The organism is Lysinibacillus sp. 10T31 (genome assembly GCF_056394365.1).
This window is the reverse complement of record NZ_JBFTHS010000015.1, coordinates 25,984-46,156: the sequence shown is the minus strand read 5'-3', so window position 1 is coordinate 46,156 and position 20,173 is coordinate 25,984. Positions and strand designations below refer to the sequence as shown.

Here is a 20,173-nt window from a genome sequence, read left to right as displayed (position 1 = left end):
ATAGAACCTTTACTCAAAGATACTTGCTACCAACTGCTTAGTCATAAATTGAAATGCTGCAAAATGATCACAGTCCTTTGAAATTCCATCTTTACTGGCAATACTAGAAAGAAGTACGCCGAAAGTCGAAAATGCTAATTTTTCAGAAACTTTTAATTTTAGATTTGCTCGTTTGATTGCAGTACGGAAAAGATCACTACTATCAAATGTTAGTTTTTCTTTCATTTCCTCCGATAGTTTACTAAAAAATGATGTGAAATCGGTCGTTTTTACGTCATAAAGAAATGGTTTGCTTTCGTATTCATAGTAAAGTTGGATTATTGCGGTTTCAAATCCGGACTTTTCAGGGCATTGTTCAATTCGCTTAATAAAATCTCCATAAATAGTTTCTTGAATGTCATATAAAACTTCAAAAAAAAGTTCTTCCTTACTTGAATATAAATTATAAAAAGTACCCGTTGATATTTCTGCTTTTTTACAAAATGCACCAATACTCGTTTCTTTATATCCCTGTGAAATCCAAAATGCCATACACTCATCTTTCAATTTACTTTTAATGAGAAATTTATCTTCTTCTGAAAAAACTTTTTTTCCTCTGGCCATAGGTAAATACCTCCTTTACGAATATTTCATATGAATATTCATATAATATATTCACACGATACCATTAATACCATTTCTTAACAATGGATTTGAAAATAAGATCTTCTTCAAATGTTGGATGACGTTCAATCCGTCACTTTTGCTCTGCTATCGTGCATTTTTTTCGTTCTATCCACGATTTTAATTGTTCTATCCACGATTCCGATTGTTCTATCCACTACTTTGGCTCTTCTATCCACGATTCCGATTGTTCTTTCCACTTCTTTGGCTCTTCTATCCACGATTCCGATCGTTCTTTCCACTTCTTTGGCTCTTCTATCCACGATTCCGATCGTTCTTTCCACTTCTTTGGCTCTTCTATCCACGATTCCGATTGTTCTATCCACTACTTTGGCTCTTCTATCCACGATTCCGATCGTTTTATCCACGACTTTTGCCAATCTATCCGTCACCTATGTTTCTACAAAAAAAAGTAGACTACTTCATCAAAAGTAGCCTACTAAACTTTTCTTTATTTATCCAATTTGAAAGTAATGTCGCCAACTCCGATTTCTGAATTGACCTCTATTTTCACATCTGCTTTGTCATACGCTTCATTTACATAAACCCCTTCTCCTTTAGAAATGAGGCCTTCAATATTTGATGTGCCGATGCCTTTTTCCGTCGTAAGCCTTACCCCAACTTTTGATGGTAAAATGACAGTAGTTTCCCCAACACCTGTTTCAATATTCGTTTCGAAGCTTTTTTTCCAATCACCACCTAAATTCACATTGAGATCGCCAACACCCGTGTTAATATCTAATTTTTCCAGCTGCAACCCTTGTAAATCTAACTCTGCATCTGATGCGCCCGTTTCAATTGAGAGATCCATTGGAATATCTTCATTCAGTTCGAGATCCCATATATTTTTTATTTTCCCAAAACGTACGCTAGTTGATCCTTTATGGTCAATCGATATTTTTCCTGTCTTGCCGCGTAAGTCATATTTTACTTTTGGAGCAAGTTTATCAATATTGTATTGAGCAGTACCTTCAACCCAATCTTTGGCACCCTTTTTAACTGTAATCTCCCCAATACCAAGGTGTAACTCAACATCTAATTTCTCTGCTTTATCCTTTTCTACTAGGATCGTTTCATCTTTGGCTTTACCTGGTATGACTGAGTTGCACCCCGATAAAGCAATTAATGAAGCGCCTATAACCAAACCAAGTCCCATAAATTTTTTCAATGTAATTTCCTCCCGCTATATAATATTCCAATAAATTCATTATATAGGAATTTCCATAAACAAAAACGACCCTCCGCTTTAAAATCTTCTAAGACCTAAGACGTAGGAAGCACTCCTTCCATGGATATGTCAAAAATAAACCCCATATGAAAACATCATATTCATACGGGGTAGCTGTTAATAGGTGAAAATACGTGAATCATTATAAAGAATAGAAGTATTTCCTTCATGATCCAATGCATGTATCAGCAATTGAGAAGTATCTATTTCTGATTTTAGAGGCACTGATATTAATTGCGCATCATTCGAATCAACTGCTTTCTCAATACGCTCGGCCCCAGTGTCTATTATTAATTTTTCAATATTATGATTGTTAAGTAATGGAATAACAAGATTGTGAATGTCTTTCAAATAAATAGAAACCATGGTATCTACTTCGCTCTGTATATAGTGATCCAATACATAACCTTTTCCATCATGCTTGAAAATTGCAATACCTTGAAAGCGACTCTCCGAAAAATAACCAATTCTATACTGTTGTATCGTTATTGTACCATTCATTTTAACAGTATCTGGATGAAACGGTCCCAGTTCTACAGTATTTCGAATGTCCGCTTCATTCTGTACGTAAACGCGATAGCCAATTCGTTCAGACATATTCCCTAAAATGGCAATAATAATGACGATACATAGTAGTACGCGCCAAAACCATTTTTTCATAAATGCTAATATCGCAAAAATAAATAAGAACACAGAACTCACTAATCCTACTACCATCCATGGTTGTGTTAAGACGCTATAGTCTTTCACCCTTCCAGACTTTTCTGGATAGAAATTTGAATCGATAACCGTCGACGTCGTTGATTGGATATCTTGTTGGACAAGCATCATCTTTAAGCCAATGATCAGACAAGCTGATACGACTACCGTTAGGATAATTGGCATTAACGCTGTTCGCTTCTTCGTTTTTTGATTGATTTTTTGAAACGTTTTCAAGTGACTTTCATGAGAGAATTTGCCTTCCTTATACATTTCGTTGATGGCATTACGAATCTGAACCATATTCGAACCCCTCCTCCAATAGCGTGATGCCAACCATTTGACGCGCTCTCCTTAATCGTGTTTTGACCGTATTTTCTGACAGCTTTAGCAATTCTCCAACTTCCTTTAAGGAAAACTCTGCAAAGTGAAATAGTAGTAGTACATCTTTGTATTTCGTCGGGAGTTTCTCAATCGATGCCACTAGCAATGCATCCGTCTCTCCCATCAATACTTCTTTTTCAGGATTATTGGAAAGGCTCTTTAATTTGCTCCAATAATCAATGACTTGTATTTTTTTATAACGCCAGCTTGAAAGATAACTATGACAATTGTTAATCGCAATTCGATATAAATATGTTTTGATGGAAGCTTCTTCACGAAATTGCTCCATTTTTTCATAGTATTTAACAAATGTGTCTTGTACCAAGTCCTCTGCCACTGTCCAATCTTGTACATATGTATAGCAAACTCGTAATAAATAATCTCCGTACATTGTCATAGCTCTAGTTAAGTGAGCGTCCTTCTGTTCTTTTAACATTTTACTCGCCCCCTCAAAAGCATTTACAGTTAGACTGATGAACAACGAAAAAGTTTCATGAAAAAAATCAATTACGCCTTGGCGTAATTGCGTCCGGAGGCTTTATCTTCATTCACTGAATGAAGATGAATTTTTTCATGAAACTTACATGTTAAAATGTTTTATTTCCCTCAACTAAAGCTTTTAAGTTAGCGAGAGAAGCCTCGTAGCCGCTCGTATTAAAAGTGACCGTGGTGCCATTTTGTTCTTCCTGTAAAAATATAGCGACCAGTGTTTCTTCTACACCTAAGTAAAATGAAAACTCTCGATTTGGCGTTACATTTTTTATCGTTAACACCATCGGTAATTTTTCCGCAAGCTGATTTTGTTCATTCGGCATTATCGAGAAAATCAGCTCTTTTCCTGCCTCTAATTTAGGAATTTCCCAAGTTGAATCTGGGGCGTACCATTGCGTTAGCAACTGCTCCTCTGTAACAGCCCGCCAAACTGTAGCAATACTTGCATCAATCCAAATCGAACTTTTTTCTTGATCCATCATCACATTCCTCCGTTTGCCGATTTCGTGCCTTTTTCTATCATTTTATCCTATTTTAGGAATCGGTAACAGTTACAACTTTAATTCTTGTTTTTAGGTTTTGCTATGTTTTTACGCACCAATCCAAAATAAAAAGCGTGTTTTGCCAATTGCTTGATCAAAACACACTTAAAGATTTTTTTATGTTCTACGCATATAGGCACGAACTGTCAATGGCGCAAAAATGATTACAACAATTGCAGCTCCAATAAGTGAAGCTGACAAATCCCAACCTATAGCTCCCGAATTTGAAAGTTCTCTGACAGCCGTTACCAGATGTGAAATTGGATTAATTTTCACAAACCACTGCAGGAAATTTGGCAAGGTCTCGGCTGGAACAAAAGCGTTAGAAAGAAATGTAAGTGGAAACAGTACTAGCATGGAAATTCCCTGTACACTCGAAGCTGTACGTGCAATGACACCAAAGAAGGCAAAGATCCAGCTAATAGCCCAGGCACAGACAATAACTAAAAGCCCCGCAAGTACAACGTAACCTACTCCACCTTCTGGTCGATACCCCATGATATATCCCATGGTAAAAGTAAGTACAGTTGCTATAGTGTATCGAATCGTATCCGCCAAGAGTGCCCCAGCCAATGGTGCAATACGTGCGATTGGGAGTGATTTAAATCGATCAAACACTCCTTTATCCATATCTTCCCGCAATTGGACTCCTGTAACGATTGAGGTAGTGATGACAGTTTGCACGAGAATTCCTGGAATGATGACTGGCAAATAATTTTGCACATTGCCCGAAATGGCTCCCCCAAAAATGTAGGTGAACATGAGGGTGAAAATAATCGGCTGAAGTGTTACGTCAAACAATTGCTCTGGTGTACGTCGAATTTTTAATACACCTCGATAGGCCATCGTTAACGAATTTCTTAAAGATTGATTGAAGCTTGGTTTGCTTAGCAATTGACTTTTCATACTCTTTCCCCCTTTACTTGCTCAGAGCCTTTGAGTTGTTGGGGAACATTCTCACCAGTAATGGTCAAAAACACTTCATCTAAAGTCGGTTTTTGTACACTTAACTCGTCAAGCTGAATTCCTTTTTGACGAAGTGCAATAAATAAATCTGTAACTGCGTCAACATTTGACATCGGGGCCGTCACCTTCCCAATGTCCTCTGTAACTGTAGTTTTTACTTTGAGTATTTGTTCTACGGTTTCACGAGCTACTATGATCTCTTGTGGATTTTGAATGCTCAAATGTAAAGATGATGTACCAACAGATGCCTTTAGCTCATCGACTGTCCCCTCCGCAACAACTCGACCATGGTCAATAACGGCAAGTCGATCTGCCAGCTCATCAACCTCTTGCAGATACTGTGTCGTTAACAAGACGGTTGATCCTGTATCTACTAATCGACGGATCGTGTCCCACATTTGATTACGTGTTCGAGGGTCTAACCCTGTAGTCGGCTCATCTAAGAAGATCAATGGTGGCTGTGCGATAAGACTTGCTGCCAAGTCCAAGCGACGGCGCATACCACCAGAGAAATTTTTCAAAGGACGTTTGGCGGCTTCTGATAAACCGAATTCTTCCAGTAATTCAGCTGCTTTATTTCGTGCCTCTGTACGTCCCAATCCTAGCAAGCGAGAGAAGATTATCAAATTCTCCGTTGCACTAAGTGATTCGTCAACTGAAGCATACTGACCAGTGACTCCAATTAATTGACGTACAATGTGAGGCTCTTTTACTATGTCATAACCGAATATCCGTGCCGACCCAGCATCTGCTCGTAGAAGGGTTGCGAGCATTCTGATCGTAGTAGTCTTTCCAGCTCCGTTAGGACCAAGCACACCATAGATAGTGCCAGCACGTACATTTAGATCGACACCATCTACAGCACGATTTTCTCCAAAATGCTTCATGAGACCATGTGCTTCAATGGCCCACTCACTATTCGCAAACGAGCTTTTCATTCTATTCACATTACCCATTATTTCCTCCTTCGTTTATTCCCATCGTTTCATTTTTCATGAACTTACTGATGGAAATCACTTATCTACATTTTTATAGATGTTATTTAACGTCTAATTATGCCTAGGGATAATTGATTTATCTATAAACGAATAATACAACAAATATATGAACTGAATGTGAACCGAATTTGGGTTTATTATTACTACGATACTACAGCGTTTTTGTTTTGGGTCACCCTATATAAATTCATTGCACCGAGAGCGACAAATATGGCTACAATGTCCAGCGCCAATTGATAGCTTGCAAAAAAAGTTACCATGAATCCAAATAACGAAGGTGCGATCACAATAAAAAACTGATTCAGCGTCAAGGCTGCACTCACAGTTAGACCAACATAATGTGGATTTGATTGTTCTGTTACACAAGCAATAAACAATGAATACCAGCCAAGTGCTACGAAGCCTAATAAGAAACAACATAATAACATCAACATTTTCGCATGTAAGATAAATGGCAAGATGACGGTAAGAATAACTGCACTAGCCATTACTATTATTAATAAATTTTCCCGCTTCTGCTCAAAGAATTGATCACTAACCCATGCTATGACTACCCTTCCAATCATTCCACCGATTAATAACAGGCTTAAATACTGCCCCGCCTCTGTTAAGGAATAACCACCTTCTTGATGTAAATAACTCATGAAATGAGCAACGAGTATCATTTGTAAAGTCATCATCACAATTCCAACAATATAGATTGGATATAAATCTTTATTATTTTTAATAGCTTCTAGCTTCTCTTTAAAAGTGACAGAGGTTGCCGCTACTACTACGCGATTTTTAGGCTCCTGATAAATAAGTAAAAAAAGTAGTCCGCCAGCAATAGCCACAAAGCCTTGTACAAGATGCACCGATGTTAGGCTATGGTGATAGTACATATATGTAAGAATGGCTGATGCTAAAGCTCCACCGATTGGAATGCCTGTTTGTCGAATGCCAATCGCCAGCCCGCGATGTTTGTCTGGAAACCATTTCACAATTGCGGTGCTGCCCCCTGTTTGCGCACTTCCGTACCATACGCCAACGATTAATAATAAAAATAGCAATACTGCATAATTGTTTACCAACATGAGAAGTAGCGCTGAAAAACCTAGTAAAATGGATCCCCACCCGATAATTTGTTTTTCCCCTCTTTTATCCATTAAATAGCCGAAAAGCATCATCGAAAAGATTGGTCCAATATTAACAGCAGAAACGATAAAACCCGTTTGAAACGATGATAAATTCCATTCAATTTGATAAAATGTGGCAATTGGCCCCATGCCGTACGTCACAAAAGTTGCCGCAGTTTGGGACAGCGTAGCTACTAATACGATGATCCATTTATAATATGTATTCATAAAAATTCCTCCAATGTCGCTACACTGATTCATTTGTGTAGGATAACTTTATACATCTAAAGTTTACGCCTGCCCAATGAATGCGTAAAATAGAGGAAAGTGATAGTAGCTATCAAAAAATTTAATAGGTGTGTGACATACAACATGAACATAGAAGAAATAGCATTAAAGATCGAGATTTTAGAGAGGCAAAATCTTAGTAAATCCGCTGAAATGACGAATTATACTCAATCTGCCTTAACCTCTAAAGTGAAGAAAATGGAGGGGGAAATTGGTCAGGTGGTGTTTAAGCGTACACCTCAGGGCTTGAAAATTACGAATGTAGGGACACAATATTTAAAATTTCTAAAGCTAATTACAGAAGAGTACGATGAATTTTTACAAGGGATTGGTTCGGCACAAACGAATACGAAAATTAGCCTCGGCACTTCCCATACAACGATTAAAATTTATGGCGCATCCATAATGAATGCCTTACAGACAAATAATATTCCTTTAGATGTCGATTTCACTGTAGAATCTAGCACTTCCTTAAATGCGAAAATACATAATGCTGAAATGGATTGTGCTCTAACGAGTAATCCTATTAAACACTACCCTGATGTAAATTATGACTTGATTGCAACAGAAACATTTGAAGTCATTTCGAACAATTCTTATCTTATTGATTTTGAGAAACGTTCACCTGTTACACTACTAGTGTTAAGTAAAGGCTGTATGTATACAAGGGCAATGGCAGATTGGTTAAAAAAGAATGAAGTTCCATTTACGATGAAAGAGATAAAATCGGTAAGTAGTATCCTTGATTTTTTACAAATAGACAATACGATTGCTGTATTAAATACAAAACTAATTGATCTATACAACTATTCCAACATTCACTATTACGACTTGCAGCAGCTAAACAAAGTAATAGAAACTGTTTTTATTTACAAGAAGAGCGAAAGCCAACAATCTTCTATTTTTCAATTAAAACATGTGATTGAATCGTTATTGCTGGAAGACCCTATCGAATGAAGCTAGTTCGATAGGGTCTTCTAGCAATTTATCGGAGAACTTTAAGTTTTATCGGAACAATTTTTAGATTTATCGGAACAATTTCGTGATTTATCGGAAGAATTTCAAGATTTATCGGAACAATTTTTAGATTTATCGCCTAACTTTAATTTATCACCTAACTTTTTATGTTTATCGCCTAACTTTTTTAATTTATCACCCAACTTTTTTAATTTATCACCCAACTTTTTTAATTTATCGCCTAACTTTTTTAATTTATCACCCAATTTTTTTATTTATCACCCAACTTTTTTAATTTATCGCCTAACTTTTTTAATTTATCACCCAATTTTTTTATTTATCACCCAACTTAAAGTCAAAGAACAGCTAATCCTTGCGAGCCAAAGTAAGGAAGTTGAGTCCAAGCGGCAACCTGCAATCTAACTAGACTTCCACCCTCTTGAATAGCAAATACAGAAACTGTCCCCTGATTTCCGTTCAGTGTATAAAAATGCCGCCCATCTCTGCTCACTCCAACATCCATCGGTAGTCCTGGAGCTGTACCTTGCGGTGTACTAGTAATATGCCCTGCCACTGACAGTTCACCATTGGGATCGATGCGGTAGGTGGAAATAGTGCCGCTTAAAGTGTTGGTTATGAAGGCAAAACGCTCATCTCTTGTTGTGATTACCCAGCATGCAGTTTTATATCCGTTTGGTACGGAGCCACTGATCACGTGGAGAGCCCCATCGTTGTTCATTGAATAGGATGACAGGGCATTTGAACTTGCTTCAGTAACTAAGAGGATTCCAGAGGATAGAAAATAGGCACCCAATGGACCGTCACCATAAGAATCATTAACGATTGGTTTTGAAACTGTACCATTTTGATTTACGTTGAAAACGCTAAGACGGTTTGTAGTAAACTCGGTTACTAGAAGCTTACTGCCATCACGTGTGAAAAGAACCTGAGCGGGCTCGGCATTGAAAGTGCTGAGAGAACGTGAGGAGCCAGCAATAGGAGTAAGGCGCCCGTGTTCATCTATGCGAAAACCCATGATGTTTGATGCAAAATTATTTGCGGCATACCCTACATTAGCTACATAGACAAGATCACCAAACACATCTACACTATTTGGCTGAGCACCTCCAGTTGGCTTCACGTCCACGAGAACGGGCACACCGCTGTCACTAATAATAAAACTGCTAATACTATGGCTGCCTGCGTTCACTGCGAGAAGAAAACGACCATCACGGGATAAGGTTAATGCTCCTTGTGATGTCAGGGGATCGACACCATTGTTTGGCGTTGCCGCAGAGACTTTCCTTATACCAGTACCACTCCCATTAGTCGGGTAGGCTCCCGCGAAAGTGAGCATTCCATTCATGTCCCTGTGAAAGGCAATAACTTGATTCATGACTTCATTATTCGTCATCATGTAAACCATACTTACACTTGCAGGGGAATTTTTGTTCATCTAAACTTTCCTCCTTTTATAGCTTTATATGGTTCTTTTACTAATTCAATTCCCCCTTTTATTTAGGCTGTTTTCTAAAGGATTGCTGCTGTTAAAACATAAAAAAAGAATTAATCTACAAAATGTGTAGAATCAACTCTTTTTTATGTTTGATATTTCGTAAATCTAATATTTTACTAAAGCCCCAGTTAATTGAAGAAGAACTCTAGCTCTTTTACAACAAAAGCACCTGATAATCATTTATTTGGACATCCATTCATATTGAATATCAGCTAAATTTTCTTCATTTTCATGTCCTCTACCTATGATTTCAAATCCGTGTTTTTCATAAAATTGTTGTGCATTTTTATTTACTTCAAATGTGTATAATATTAATCTCCCACTTGATTGTGCTTTTACTTTATCTAGTAATGTATGACCTATACCGATTCCTTGAAAATCTATATGAATATATAGTTGGCTTATTTCCCTTTCATTATAGGCAATCATTCCAACTACTTTTTCATCAATTATCGCTAAATCTATTTGAAACTGTTCAGATAATATATGATCTAAAAAATAAACGTGACTTTCAAAGCTGTGAATTTCTTTCTGACCAATAGCCTGTTCCTTACTATCTCGCCACATTTTCACTGTTTGTTCAGCGTATTTGGGATTATACTGAGTAATTATCATTTTGTGTTGGTTCACTACATTACCTCCTCAAGTTTTGTAACTGCTTTATATATTATTTTACTGATATGAATCCGATGAATACTAGTCGTTGTTTTTAAGTTGAAATAGAAAAACAAAATGAGGTCCCTTCTACGTCTGAATGGAGTGAATAGCTTACTTGAAGAATTCTAGCGATATCATCAATGATCTTCAAACCAAGACCTTCACTAACACAATTTTGTTCAAAGCCATTACCGTTATCCATCATGAAAATCTGATTATCTTTCATTGTTATCTCGAGCTTAGTAGCTTTTGAATGCTTCAATGTATTTTGGAACACATTATCAAACATTCGTTGTAGCCATAATACATTACTCGTCCATATTAATTGTGTTTCCTTTGGATAATAAATTAATTCTATGTTATGCATTCTATATAAATAGCTCCACTTTTTTATCATCGTTTCTAACAATGTCGTGAGGTGCACTTCCTCTGTAACAATATAAGAATTCTCCATTGTGTCAAAGGACTGCAAATTAAATTCATTCGTTAAGCTGGCGATATAATGTATTTGCTCATTTAAGGATTCCACCAATTTAGGTTGCTCCTTATAGTAATCTTCTAAATAAAATAATTGTAAACGGATAGCTGTTAACGGGGTATTAATATCGTGTCTAAGCTTTTGTAGTAGCTCTTTTTGTAGCTCCTGCTGTTGTTTAAGCTCTAATTCCCGATAGGTAGTTCGCTCAATTAGTATATTAACCGATTGAATTAACTGTCCAATTTCATCCTCACTGCCAACCTCTAATGTACTCGGTATACTCTCATGACTTGCTAAGTCACGAATCGTTTTGTTTAGCATATTAATTTTCGTTAATAATGAATTGATCGATTTCGAAAATAAAAATGCTAGCAAACATAATGATAGGAAGAACACAAATAGCATCGTTGGATAGGCGAAAGATTCATGGAATGGAGTGCCTTTATTTCTAGTTTTAAACGCGAATTCATAAATAATAGACATTGACACACTGATCCCTAATAATACGATTGGAACACTAACTATGGCAGTAAATAATAATAATCGATATTTTGTTTTTAATGTCATTTCTTTATGTAGGTATTTAAGCGATACCCTTCTCCGTAAATATTTTGTAAGATGGTGCCTGATGAATCATGAATTTTCGTTCTAATCTTTTTGATGTGGACATTGATGATATTTTGATTTCGATCGTCAAGCGGCCATAAGTAGTCAAAAAAATGATCCTTCGTTAACACTCTATCCTTGTTGTCAAATAAATAAAAGAAGATTTTACGTTCGATTGCTGTTAATGAAATTTCATCATGTATATTATTTTTAAATAATTTACGATGCTCTATATCAATCAATAAATGCTGGATTTGCGTAAATGTCCCATATTGCTGCTCTAGCATTTTCTGCATTCTTAAAAGAAGCTCTCTCGGATCAAATGGTTTTGTCATATAGTCTTCACCAACTGTTAACCCTTGAAGCTTGCTCTCTATATCATTACGAGCTGAAAGAAAAATAATGGGGATATTTAAGCCTAAGCTTTTAATGTTTTTTGTTAGCTGATAGCCATCCTCCCCTGGAAGCATAATGTCCATTATTACTAAATCGATTTGATGGATAAGGTTCATAATTTCTCGTCCATCCGTTTTCCATACAACGTCGTAGCCTTCACGTTGTAGTATTTTTTGCATCAAATCGCCAATCATTTGGTCGTCTTCTACTATTAATATCGTAAATCCTTTCATTACCTCGGCCTTTCTTTGTTGCCAACTTTTGTCTTCATAAATTCTATCGCAAGATTATAAATCTCATCAGGTTTATATAAATAAATACTATGAGTACCACTTAATTCTTTCACATCCGCTATGTTAATTTGCTCGGCAAATTCCGCATATTTTTGGCTATGGTACTTCGTAAATTTCGAATCTTTATTTTGTTCAGCAATAGCATCTATTAATAATATCGGTGTGTCTTTTGGTTTCGGAAGCTCTTCTGATTTTAAACTATTTTCATACACATGTAGTAGCTCATTTTTCATATCATCATTAAAAAATTGTTTATAAGATAGTGCTATATAAATTTCTTTTTCTTCTTTGGTTAAAAACGATTGCTCCATTACTTCTGGATTATACACTTTAGAAGGTGTTAATCGATGTAAGCCCAATTTCGTTAGCAAATTCATTCCCCTAACAGTCCATAAATCGATTTGTCCCATTTTATGCTCCACATATTGACTTGGCAAACCTATATCTAGCGCAATAATACCCTTAATTTCTTCAGGATATTTTTGTGCCCAATAAATCGCCTCAACTCCCGAGATGGAATGTGGTACTAATATATAAGGAGGCTTATTGCCACTTTTCATGAGCGCTTCTCTCGTTTGTGCTAAAATTCTATCAATATCTCGTTCGTCCTTAGAGACATCACTATAGCCATAGCCCGCTCTTTCAATAACAGCAATCTTATGTCCTTGAGAAAATTTACTGTACAGCCCTTTCATTTCATGAATCGGTGCCGCAACTCCTGAGCCTGCCATAAACACATAAGTATCCTGACCATCACCCTCAGTGTAAACATTGATTTTTTGATGATCGACCTCAACAAGTGTTCCTTTAGTATTTAAAAGTTCGGATTCCCTACTAAGCTGATATCGATGATAGCTGAATATCGCCACTAGTCCAATAAACATGAACGCAATAAAGTAGATAACTATTTTCTTAAACATTTTTTTCATAAAAATCTCCTCTCAGTTGATACTGCAAGGATAAACAATAAAAATAAATTTCTTATTAATTTTTTTGTAGAAAATAAAAAAAGCTGTCTAAAAGTGTTTTACTCCACTTAGACAGCACTTGACCTAGAAAATTATTGATCGGGATAAGTCTCTTGTAAAAAAGATACAGATCGTTGGATGAGCGACTTTAATATTTCCACATCAATATCCGCTAGTTTATTTATATAAACACAAGCTTTTCCTGTTGTATGTTTACCAAAATCCTTTAATAAATTGTCTTTCTCACTGTCACCTGGGGCAAAATACAAACTGATTTTAGCTTTTCGAGGTGAAAATCCAACTAAAGGTGCATCGCCTTCATGTCCAGATTTATATTTGTAATGATATTTGCCAAACCCTATAATACTTGGACCCCACATTTTTGCCTCATACCCTGTTACTTCAGCAAACATATCCAATAGTCGGTAAGCATCTTCACGCTTTTTAGGATGATCCACGTTTTCAATAAATTCAATGACACTCTCGTCAGTTTCTTTTGTTTTTAATTCGTACATTTTTATACCTCACTTTCTAAAGTTGAATTTTGTTGCATCATAACATTTCCGATTGCCTTCATACAATAGCTAAAAGCAAAAGCTGTCTATTAAGTTTTTTTGCTTACTTAATAGACAGCCTTCTATCAGTTATTCCACTTGTTCAAGCAAAAGTTTTTGCTGTAGATTACTATAAATACCTTGTTTTTGCATGAGCTGCTCATGATTGCCCTGCTCAACAATTTCACCTTGTTGAATAACAAGAATTTGGTCAGCATTTTCGATTGTTTTTAGACGGTGCGCAATGACAAAGCTTGTGCGTCCCTGCATTAAATGCTGTAAACCTTTTTGAATATCGACCTCTGTTTGCGTATCCACACTGGATGTAGCTTCATCCAAAATTAAAATATCCGAATTTTCTAAAATTTCCCGGGCAATGGCCAATAATTGGCGTTGACCTTGACTTAAGTTTGCCCCACCTGCCTGTACAGGTGTATCATATTGTGCTGGTAAATATTTAATAAAGTTATGGGCATTCGCAATTTTCGCCGCTTCTTCTACCTCTTCATCTGTTGCATCAAGTTTACCGAAACGAATATTTTCACGAATTGTTCCCGAAAATAAATACGTATCCTGCAGTACAACACCCACTCGTTGACGGATCGTCTCCATTTTATAATCCTCGATATTATGACCATCAATCAAAATTTCACCAGCATCGACATCATAAAAACGAGTTAACAAATTGATAATCGTTGTTTTCCCTGATCCGGTTGGACCGACAAGTGCAATCGTTTCACCCGCCTTGGCATGGAAGCTAATATTTTTCAGTACTGGCTTCTCTGTCACATAGCTGAAGGATACTTGTTGAAATGACACATCTCCTTTTAAACTTTGACAATCAATAGCATGCTTATTATCAGCTACTTCCGAAGGTTCATCTAAAATCTCGAAGACTCGTTCTGCCCCAGCAATCGCCGACTGGAAAGTATTCAAAAGGTTAGATAGCTGATTCAGCGGACGGAAAAATTGACGTGTATACGTGACAAATGCGGCGATAACCCCAACTGAAACGATCCCTTTTACCGATAAAAATGCCCCTGTGCCAATAACAACAGCTAAACCTAGGTTATTCATAAAGTTATTAATGGGTCCAAGTAGACCTGAAGTAATTTCTGCTCGCTGTGCCGAGTTACGGAGACTTTCGTTCTGTTTATGGAACGTCTCAATCGTTTGTTGTTCTGTCCCAAAAAGTGTCACAACTTCTGCCCCTGTAATCATCTCCTCAATATAACCGTTCAGCTTCCCTAAATCACGTTGACGTGCCGCATAGTTTTTACTACTACGTTTGACAATTTGCTTCGTCGTAAAAACAATGAGTGGAATAATAATCAGCGTCACGATTGCTAGCTGCCAGCTAAGCGAGAACATAGCAATACTAACACCGATGACCGTTAAGACTGACGATACGATTTGTGTCACACTTTGTGCAAGTGCCGTATTTAAATTATCAATATCATTCGTTACACGGCTCATTAAATCACCAAGTGCTCGGTGATCGAAAAATCTGAGTGTTAACGTTTGTAGCTTTTTAAACAGTTCAAGACGCAATGTTCGAATAGTTTTCATCGCTACATGAATCATGACATATGTTTGTAGCCAAGTAAAAATAGACGCTGCTGTATAGATAACTGCTAGAACAATACCTAGACGAACCGTACCAGCAATGTCCTTTTTCATAATGTATTCATCAACGATATGTCCGATTAAATACGGACCTGCTAAACTTAAAAATGTAGAAGCTACTACAAAAAAGATTGAGAAATAAAGCCCTATTTTTTGTTGTTTCACATATTGCCACACACGAAAGATCGTTGCTTTTTGATTTTTAGCCTTCTCAGTTGGCCCAGCCATCCGTGGTCCACGCCCAAAATTCATTTGCTTCGGTTGACTTTTACTCATTGTTGTACACCAGCCTTTTGCTGTGAAGCATAAATTGCTTGGTAGGGCTTGTTACTCTGCAATAACTGTTGATGCGTACCTTGACCAACAATTTCGCCGTCCTCTACTACTAGAATCAGGTCCGCCTGTTGAATAGAAGCAATTTTTGACGCTACGATAAACGTCGTTGTGCCTTTATATTCATTGCTTATGGCTTGCTGGACATGTTTTTCAGAGGCGCTATCAAGAGCAGATGTTGTATCATCCAGCACTAAAATAGTTGGCTGTCTTACGAGTGCACGCGTTAACGCTAATCGCTGCTTTTGTCCGCCAGAGAGATTGGTTGCCCCCTGTGAAAGTTCATGCGCTAAGCCTTTATCCAGTCGGTCCACAAATTCAGTAGCACATGCTGCATCTAGAGCTTGCTGTAATTCCTCGGACGTTGCATTCTCCTTACCAAGACGTATATTATTGTCAATTGCACCTGAGAACAGTAATGCTTTCTGAGAAGTAAAGCCGATATGTTTACGTAAAGTTGATAATGCATAATCTTTGAGAGGCTTTCCATCCAAGAAGATTTCTCCACTCGTTGGGTCAAATAAACGTGGTAATAGCTTCACTAACGTTGATTTTCCACTACCTGTTTTTCCGATTAGACCTATCGTTTGCCCCGGCTTTACTGAAAATGTAATATTTTTCAGCACATCCTCAGCCGATTCATAATAACGATAGCTCACATTTTGGAAGTCAATCGCCCCTTGAATTGGCGATGTAAGTGGATTTTCTGCTTCCTTGACTGCTACTTCTTTATTTAAGACGTCTACGATACGCTCCCCTGAAGGAATAGCACGTGCAATTTGCATAAGCACCATGCTAGAAGTCATCAAACCATTTAGTATAATCGTTAAATAGTTAATAAACGCGAGGATTACCCCAACTTGTAATGTGCCCGCTTCTACTTTAATAGCACCAAGCCAAAGCGCTGCTACAATTCCTAGATTGACAACGAACATCGTAAACGGCACGAGCACACCAACAATTTGCTCAGCTGTAATAAAGCGTTTCGTCAACGTTTCATTAAGCCCACTAAATTGTTCAATCTGTTGCGTTTCACGACGGAACGCCTTGACAACACGAATCCCCGCTAAATTCTCCTGAAGCTTCGTATTAACACCATCAATTGCCTCCTGCACTCTACGGTATAGCGTACCTGAGTACTTTGTGAAAAAGTACATCGCAATAATCAATATCGGCACGATAATTAGAAGTATGGAAAATAACTCACGTGCTGTTACAAAAACAATAATGACGGCGCCAATAAATAATAGTGGACCACGCACAAAAATACGCAGTGTCATCATAAACGCACGCTGAACGCTTTCCACATCATTCGTTAAAATCGTAATAAGCTTCCCTGTTGTAAAAGCGTCACGTTCCTTGGCCGAATACGTCATCATTTTTTCATAAAGTGACTGACGAACATCCGATGCAAAATGGATAGCTGCCTTCGAACTATAATAGGAGCAGCCTACTCCACCAACAAGTCCAAGTACCGCACTCATCAGCATCAATACGAACATTTTCAGCACATATGGATTGTCGCTATTGGTAATCCCCGTATCAATCATATGCTGCATAATTGTCGGCTGCAGTAAATCCATCGTTACCTCTAGTACCATTAATACTGGCACAATCAAGGTGAAAAATTTATAGGGTCCTAAAAACCCTCCTAACTGTTTAATTGCTTGCATTCTTTCGTCTCCGTTCCATTTAAATCACATTCGATAATAATTATAACTGAAAACCATTCTCAAATGGCAAATAATTTTTCGGGTCTCGTAATATTCGAGGCACGATTGATAATTTATGTAGGTTGTCATAACTATTGAAGTTGTTCAGGCTACCAACTTTCGAAGGGAAATCAGGGGGAACGTTCTTTTACTATTATCACTATGTTAAAATGAAAATCAGGATGATATAAATATTACCAATAATGTAATAGCTTCCAATAAAGCATTAAAAGGGGGATGAGAAATAGTGCTTCCAATCTTTTATTCCATTGGTATGCTAATCGTATTACCTGCGAGCTTTATTATTTCGCTTTGGAAAGCACCTTTTAAAAGTAAACTGGAATGGTTGTTGGACTCATTGGTGACAGCAGCACTAATCGTTTGGTTATTTCAAGCAGGAAACTGGAGTTGGGTCGGATATTATGTTCGCTTTCTTTGGTTGGCTCTCTTGATTGTCACTTTCATTTTTTCTTGGAAAAGGGTAAGGAATTTACCGTTTACAATAAAATATACACTATATCAAAAGTTTTCTATTTGTATTTATATTGTCCTTATTTTGGTTTTTGGTACTTATAATGCTTTGGTCGTAAAAAGCTATACAATATCCGAAAAAGGAATTGAGTTATCTTTCCCACTTAAGAATGGCACCTATTATGTCGGACAGGGTGGCAATCAGGTGTTAATGAACTACCATCAAGACCATCCAGGTCAAAAATATGCTTTAGACATTTTAGAATTAAATACGTTTGGAACCCGGGCAAGTGGACTATATCCAGAAGAATTGGATAAGTATAAAATATTCGAAGAGAATTTATATAGTCCTTGTAATGGAAAAATAGTCGACATGCAAAATGATTTATCTGATCTCCCCCCTCCTAAATCTGATGCAGAAAATCCTAAGGGGAATCATGTCACCCTATCATGTGAGAACTATGATGCTACCGTTGTATTAGCCCATATGCAAAAAGGCAGCATAGTCGTGGCACAAGGTGATAAAGTAACAACGGGTCAAATACTTGGAAAAGTAGGAAACTCCGGAAATACAAGTGAACCACATTTACACATTCATGCTGAAAAGGACGGGAAAGGCGTTCCGATAACATTTAATGATCGATTTTTAGTGCGAAATAGTTTAGTACGATAATATTAACGAAAAATAAAAAATAGTTAAATTCTCAAATGAGGGCGGCTAGCGAATGTCTGAAAAAAATCAAACAAACAATAATTCTGTAATTTCTTTAACGCTTGGAATTCTTTCAATGTTAATACCTTTTATTGGCTTGATCTTAGGCATCAGCGGAATAATATTTTCAAGTAAAGCTGTAAAAGAAATTAATACAACCAATGCAAATGGTAGAGGATTAGCAACTGCAGGTTTAATTTGTAGTATAGTAGGGATTATTTTACAAATTCTTGCGATTTTGGGGTATATAGCTTATTTCTCAATGACGCCGGTTAAATAATAACAGCTAAAAAGAGCACAGATTTCTTTCGCTCTCTTTTTTAAATTCGTGAGATTTAAATACTTTTGTCTCCTAAAGGAAACCCGTTTGTTGATCCGAGAAATTTTCTTCTTTTACTTAAGCGTCCCCCCTATTCTCACAAAAAAATCCACCTCCATGTTTTTTCAACATGGAGGTGGACTTGGTATTACAAATCATCAAAGCCGTTATCTTCTACATTAACCTTTACATATTGGCGAGAACGCTGCTCGAAGAAATCTGTTTTTCCTAAGTCAACATCCTCATACGCTTTAACCCACTTCAATGGATTTTTGCGATAGCCTTCAAATGGACGCTCCACGCCAAGCTGATTACAGCGTACGTTTGCATAGAAATGTACATAATCATGGACATCTTCGACATCGAGGCCTTCAACTTTATCGCCAATTACTTCATTGGCCCAATCGATTTCTAGCTGCACGGCTTCACGGAAGATTTCTTGTACACGAGCTGCTCGTTCAGGTGTATCGTATTCAGGATATTCCTCTAATAGCTCCTGATAAATCTTCACAAATAAATCGACATGTAGCTGCTCATCGCGATTAATATAATTAATCATCGTTGACGTGGCCACCATTTTTTGATTGCGTGCTAAATGATAGAAGAACGCGAAGCCAGAATAGAAGAATAAACCTTCTAAAATCACATCATAGACAATCGCTTCTAGCATATTTTCAACAGTTGGCTCCTCTGAAAATGCTTGGTAGCCCTTAATAACGAAATCATTACGTCGCTCTAGCACTGGCTCTGTACGCCAATAGTCAAACGTACGATCCTGCTCGTCTTTGTTGACAATACTTGATAGCACGTAGGAATAAGAGTGATTATGGATAACCTCTTGTTGCGCTAAAATAATCATTAACGCATTTAAGCTTGAGTCCGTTAAATAATCAGCTACTTTCCCCGCAAAATCTGTTTGCACACTGTCTAATAGTGCAAGCAAGCCAATTATCTTTAAAAAGGATTCCTGTTCATCCGCTGATAGTCCAGGAAACTGCTTCACATCATTGCTCATATTAATCTCAAATGGTGTCCAGAAGTTACCTAGCATTTTTTTATACTTAGGATATGCCCAGCTAAAACGCACATCATCCCAGTTTAAAATGTTAGAAGAACGTCCGTTGACAATCCCTGTTGAACGGTTCGGTGCATCCTTATCCATAATTTGTCGTTTTGTAATAGTTGTCATTGTTACTTCCT

Annotated in this window: 22 protein-coding genes; 3 read left to right on the top strand and 19 right to left on the bottom strand. The window is 37.2% G+C overall.

Features of this window, described 5'->3' with window-relative positions:
• Positions 1-9: 9 nt before the first annotated feature.
• The 9 genes from AC1DCY_RS10705 to AC1DCY_RS10665 form a co-directional block, all read right to left on the bottom strand.
• Complete coding sequence (locus AC1DCY_RS10705; RefSeq protein ID WP_477349932.1) at positions 10-603, bottom strand: TetR/AcrR family transcriptional regulator; 594 nt, start codon at positions 601-603, stop codon at positions 10-12.
• A gap of 125 nt (positions 604-728) precedes the next feature.
• Positions 729-1,043 carry a hypothetical protein gene (locus AC1DCY_RS10700; protein ID WP_477349930.1) on the bottom strand — a complete coding sequence of 105 codons (315 nt, stop codon included), beginning with the start codon at positions 1,041-1,043 and terminating at the stop codon, positions 729-731.
• A gap of 71 nt (positions 1,044-1,114) precedes the next feature.
• Positions 1,115-1,831: a toast rack family protein gene (locus AC1DCY_RS10695; protein WP_477349928.1), complete on the bottom strand. Its 717-nt coding sequence runs from the start codon at positions 1,829-1,831 to the stop codon at positions 1,115-1,117.
• A 177-nt stretch (positions 1,832-2,008) separates the two neighbouring features.
• Positions 2,009-2,893, bottom strand: coding sequence for a hypothetical protein (locus AC1DCY_RS10690; RefSeq protein ID WP_477349926.1), 885 nt, complete (start codon positions 2,891-2,893; stop codon positions 2,009-2,011).
• Positions 2,877-3,410, bottom strand: a complete 534-nt coding sequence (locus AC1DCY_RS10685; protein ID WP_477349924.1) for a sigma-70 family RNA polymerase sigma factor — start codon at positions 3,408-3,410, stop codon at positions 2,877-2,879. The genes AC1DCY_RS10690 and AC1DCY_RS10685 overlap by 17 nt, the downstream gene beginning before the upstream one ends.
• A gap of 151 nt (positions 3,411-3,561) precedes the next feature.
• Entirely contained in the window at positions 3,562-3,945 is a 384-nt protein-coding gene (locus tag AC1DCY_RS10680) for an SRPBCC family protein (RefSeq protein WP_477349922.1), read from the bottom strand.
• 180 nt (positions 3,946-4,125) lie between these two features.
• Complete coding sequence (locus tag AC1DCY_RS10675; RefSeq protein ID WP_477349921.1) at positions 4,126-4,914, bottom strand: ABC transporter permease; 789 nt, start codon at positions 4,912-4,914, stop codon at positions 4,126-4,128.
• Complete coding sequence (locus AC1DCY_RS10670; protein ID WP_477349919.1) at positions 4,911-5,930, bottom strand: ATP-binding cassette domain-containing protein; 1,020 nt, start codon at positions 5,928-5,930, stop codon at positions 4,911-4,913. Before AC1DCY_RS10670 ends, AC1DCY_RS10675 begins: the two co-directional genes overlap by 4 nt.
• Before the next feature lie 185 nt (positions 5,931-6,115).
• The gene (locus AC1DCY_RS10665) at positions 6,116-7,348 is read right to left on the bottom strand and encodes an MFS transporter (protein ID WP_477349917.1); all 1,233 of its coding nucleotides are present in this window, start codon (positions 7,346-7,348) and stop codon (positions 6,116-6,118) included.
• Positions 7,349-7,459: 111 nt separating this feature from the next.
• On the opposite strand from AC1DCY_RS10665, the gene AC1DCY_RS10660 reads away from it, so the two are divergent.
• Positions 7,460-8,332: a LysR substrate-binding domain-containing protein gene (locus AC1DCY_RS10660; protein ID WP_477349915.1), complete on the top strand. Its 873-nt coding sequence runs from the start codon at positions 7,460-7,462 to the stop codon at positions 8,330-8,332.
• 104 nt (positions 8,333-8,436) lie between these two features.
• Here AC1DCY_RS10660 and AC1DCY_RS10655 read toward each other — a convergent pair whose 3' ends face one another.
• From AC1DCY_RS10655 to AC1DCY_RS10615, 9 genes are all read right to left on the bottom strand, one after another.
• Positions 8,437-8,598 (bottom strand): hypothetical protein, encoded by a 162-nt coding sequence (locus AC1DCY_RS10655; protein ID WP_477349913.1) that lies wholly within the window; start codon positions 8,596-8,598, stop codon positions 8,437-8,439.
• An 89-nt stretch (positions 8,599-8,687) separates the two neighbouring features.
• Complete coding sequence (locus tag AC1DCY_RS10650; protein WP_477349911.1) at positions 8,688-9,788, bottom strand: lactonase family protein; 1,101 nt, start codon at positions 9,786-9,788, stop codon at positions 8,688-8,690.
• Positions 9,789-10,028: 240 nt separating this feature from the next.
• Positions 10,029-10,478, bottom strand: coding sequence for an N-acetyltransferase family protein (locus AC1DCY_RS10645; RefSeq protein WP_477349910.1), 450 nt, complete (start codon positions 10,476-10,478; stop codon positions 10,029-10,031).
• A 79-nt stretch (positions 10,479-10,557) separates the two neighbouring features.
• Positions 10,558-11,550 (bottom strand): sensor histidine kinase, encoded by a 993-nt coding sequence (locus AC1DCY_RS10640; protein WP_477349908.1) that lies wholly within the window; start codon positions 11,548-11,550, stop codon positions 10,558-10,560.
• Positions 11,547-12,218, bottom strand: a complete 672-nt coding sequence (locus AC1DCY_RS10635; protein ID WP_477349907.1) for a response regulator transcription factor — start codon at positions 12,216-12,218, stop codon at positions 11,547-11,549. The genes AC1DCY_RS10640 and AC1DCY_RS10635 overlap by 4 nt, the downstream gene beginning before the upstream one ends.
• Positions 12,218-13,207 carry an alpha/beta hydrolase gene (locus AC1DCY_RS10630; protein ID WP_477349905.1) on the bottom strand — a complete coding sequence of 330 codons (990 nt, stop codon included), beginning with the start codon at positions 13,205-13,207 and terminating at the stop codon, positions 12,218-12,220. The genes AC1DCY_RS10635 and AC1DCY_RS10630 overlap by 1 nt, the downstream gene beginning before the upstream one ends.
• Positions 13,208-13,338: 131 nt before the next feature.
• Entirely contained in the window at positions 13,339-13,761 is a 423-nt protein-coding gene (locus tag AC1DCY_RS10625; RefSeq protein WP_477349903.1) for a DUF1801 domain-containing protein, read from the bottom strand.
• A 129-nt stretch (positions 13,762-13,890) separates the two neighbouring features.
• Positions 13,891-15,702 (bottom strand): ABC transporter ATP-binding protein, encoded by a 1,812-nt coding sequence (locus AC1DCY_RS10620; protein WP_477349902.1) that lies wholly within the window; start codon positions 15,700-15,702, stop codon positions 13,891-13,893.
• Positions 15,699-17,432: an ABC transporter ATP-binding protein gene (locus tag AC1DCY_RS10615; RefSeq protein ID WP_477349900.1), complete on the bottom strand. Its 1,734-nt coding sequence runs from the start codon at positions 17,430-17,432 to the stop codon at positions 15,699-15,701. Before AC1DCY_RS10615 ends, AC1DCY_RS10620 begins: the two co-directional genes overlap by 4 nt.
• 286 nt (positions 17,433-17,718) lie before the next feature.
• Here AC1DCY_RS10615 and AC1DCY_RS10610 point away from each other — a divergent pair, with 286 nt between their 5' ends.
• On the top strand, positions 17,719-18,615 hold the full coding sequence (locus AC1DCY_RS10610) for a M23 family metallopeptidase (protein ID WP_477349899.1): 897 nt from the start codon (positions 17,719-17,721) through the stop codon (positions 18,613-18,615).
• A 52-nt stretch (positions 18,616-18,667) separates the two neighbouring features.
• The gene (locus tag AC1DCY_RS10605) at positions 18,668-18,934 is read left to right on the top strand and encodes a DUF4190 domain-containing protein (RefSeq protein ID WP_477349898.1); all 267 of its coding nucleotides are present in this window, start codon (positions 18,668-18,670) and stop codon (positions 18,932-18,934) included.
• Between the two features lie 187 nt (positions 18,935-19,121).
• Here AC1DCY_RS10605 and AC1DCY_RS10600 read toward each other — a convergent pair whose 3' ends face one another.
• Positions 19,122-20,162 (bottom strand): ribonucleotide-diphosphate reductase subunit beta, encoded by a 1,041-nt coding sequence (locus AC1DCY_RS10600; protein WP_477349896.1) that lies wholly within the window; start codon positions 20,160-20,162, stop codon positions 19,122-19,124.
• Between the last annotated feature and the right edge of the window lie 11 nt (positions 20,163-20,173).

Coding starts and splice junctions, on each gene's coding strand:
- AC1DCY_RS10605 (WP_477349898.1), top strand. CDS start 18,668: ATGTCTGAAAAAAATCAAACAAACAATAATTCTGTAATTTCTTTAACG.
- AC1DCY_RS10705 (WP_477349932.1), bottom strand. CDS start 603: ATGGCCAGAGGAAAAAAAGTTTTTTCAGAAGAAGATAAATTTCTCATT.
- AC1DCY_RS10665 (WP_477349917.1), bottom strand. CDS start 7,348: ATGAATCAGTGTAGCGACATTGGAGGAATTTTTATGAATACATATTAT.
- AC1DCY_RS10675 (WP_477349921.1), bottom strand. CDS start 4,914: ATGAAAAGTCAATTGCTAAGCAAACCAAGCTTCAATCAATCTTTAAGA.
- AC1DCY_RS10620 (WP_477349902.1), bottom strand. CDS start 15,702: ATGAGTAAAAGTCAACCGAAGCAAATGAATTTTGGGCGTGGACCACGG.
- AC1DCY_RS10670 (WP_477349919.1), bottom strand. CDS start 5,930: ATGGGTAATGTGAATAGAATGAAAAGCTCGTTTGCGAATAGTGAGTGG.
- AC1DCY_RS10685 (WP_477349924.1), bottom strand. CDS start 3,410: ATGTTAAAAGAACAGAAGGACGCTCACTTAACTAGAGCTATGACAATG.
- AC1DCY_RS10600 (WP_477349896.1), bottom strand. CDS start 20,162: ATGACAACTATTACAAAACGACAAATTATGGATAAGGATGCACCGAAC.
- AC1DCY_RS10615 (WP_477349900.1), bottom strand. CDS start 17,432: ATGCAAGCAATTAAACAGTTAGGAGGGTTTTTAGGACCCTATAAATTT.
- AC1DCY_RS10635 (WP_477349907.1), bottom strand. CDS start 12,218: ATGAAAGGATTTACGATATTAATAGTAGAAGACGACCAAATGATTGGC.
- AC1DCY_RS10650 (WP_477349911.1), bottom strand. CDS start 9,788: ATGAACAAAAATTCCCCTGCAAGTGTAAGTATGGTTTACATGATGACG.
- AC1DCY_RS10690 (WP_477349926.1), bottom strand. CDS start 2,893: ATGGTTCAGATTCGTAATGCCATCAACGAAATGTATAAGGAAGGCAAA.
- AC1DCY_RS10640 (WP_477349908.1), bottom strand. CDS start 11,550: ATGACATTAAAAACAAAATATCGATTATTATTATTTACTGCCATAGTT.
- AC1DCY_RS10680 (WP_477349922.1), bottom strand. CDS start 3,945: ATGGATCAAGAAAAAAGTTCGATTTGGATTGATGCAAGTATTGCTACA.
- AC1DCY_RS10625 (WP_477349903.1), bottom strand. CDS start 13,761: ATGTACGAATTAAAAACAAAAGAAACTGACGAGAGTGTCATTGAATTT.
- AC1DCY_RS10630 (WP_477349905.1), bottom strand. CDS start 13,207: ATGAAAAAAATGTTTAAGAAAATAGTTATCTACTTTATTGCGTTCATG.
- AC1DCY_RS10660 (WP_477349915.1), top strand. CDS start 7,460: ATGAACATAGAAGAAATAGCATTAAAGATCGAGATTTTAGAGAGGCAA.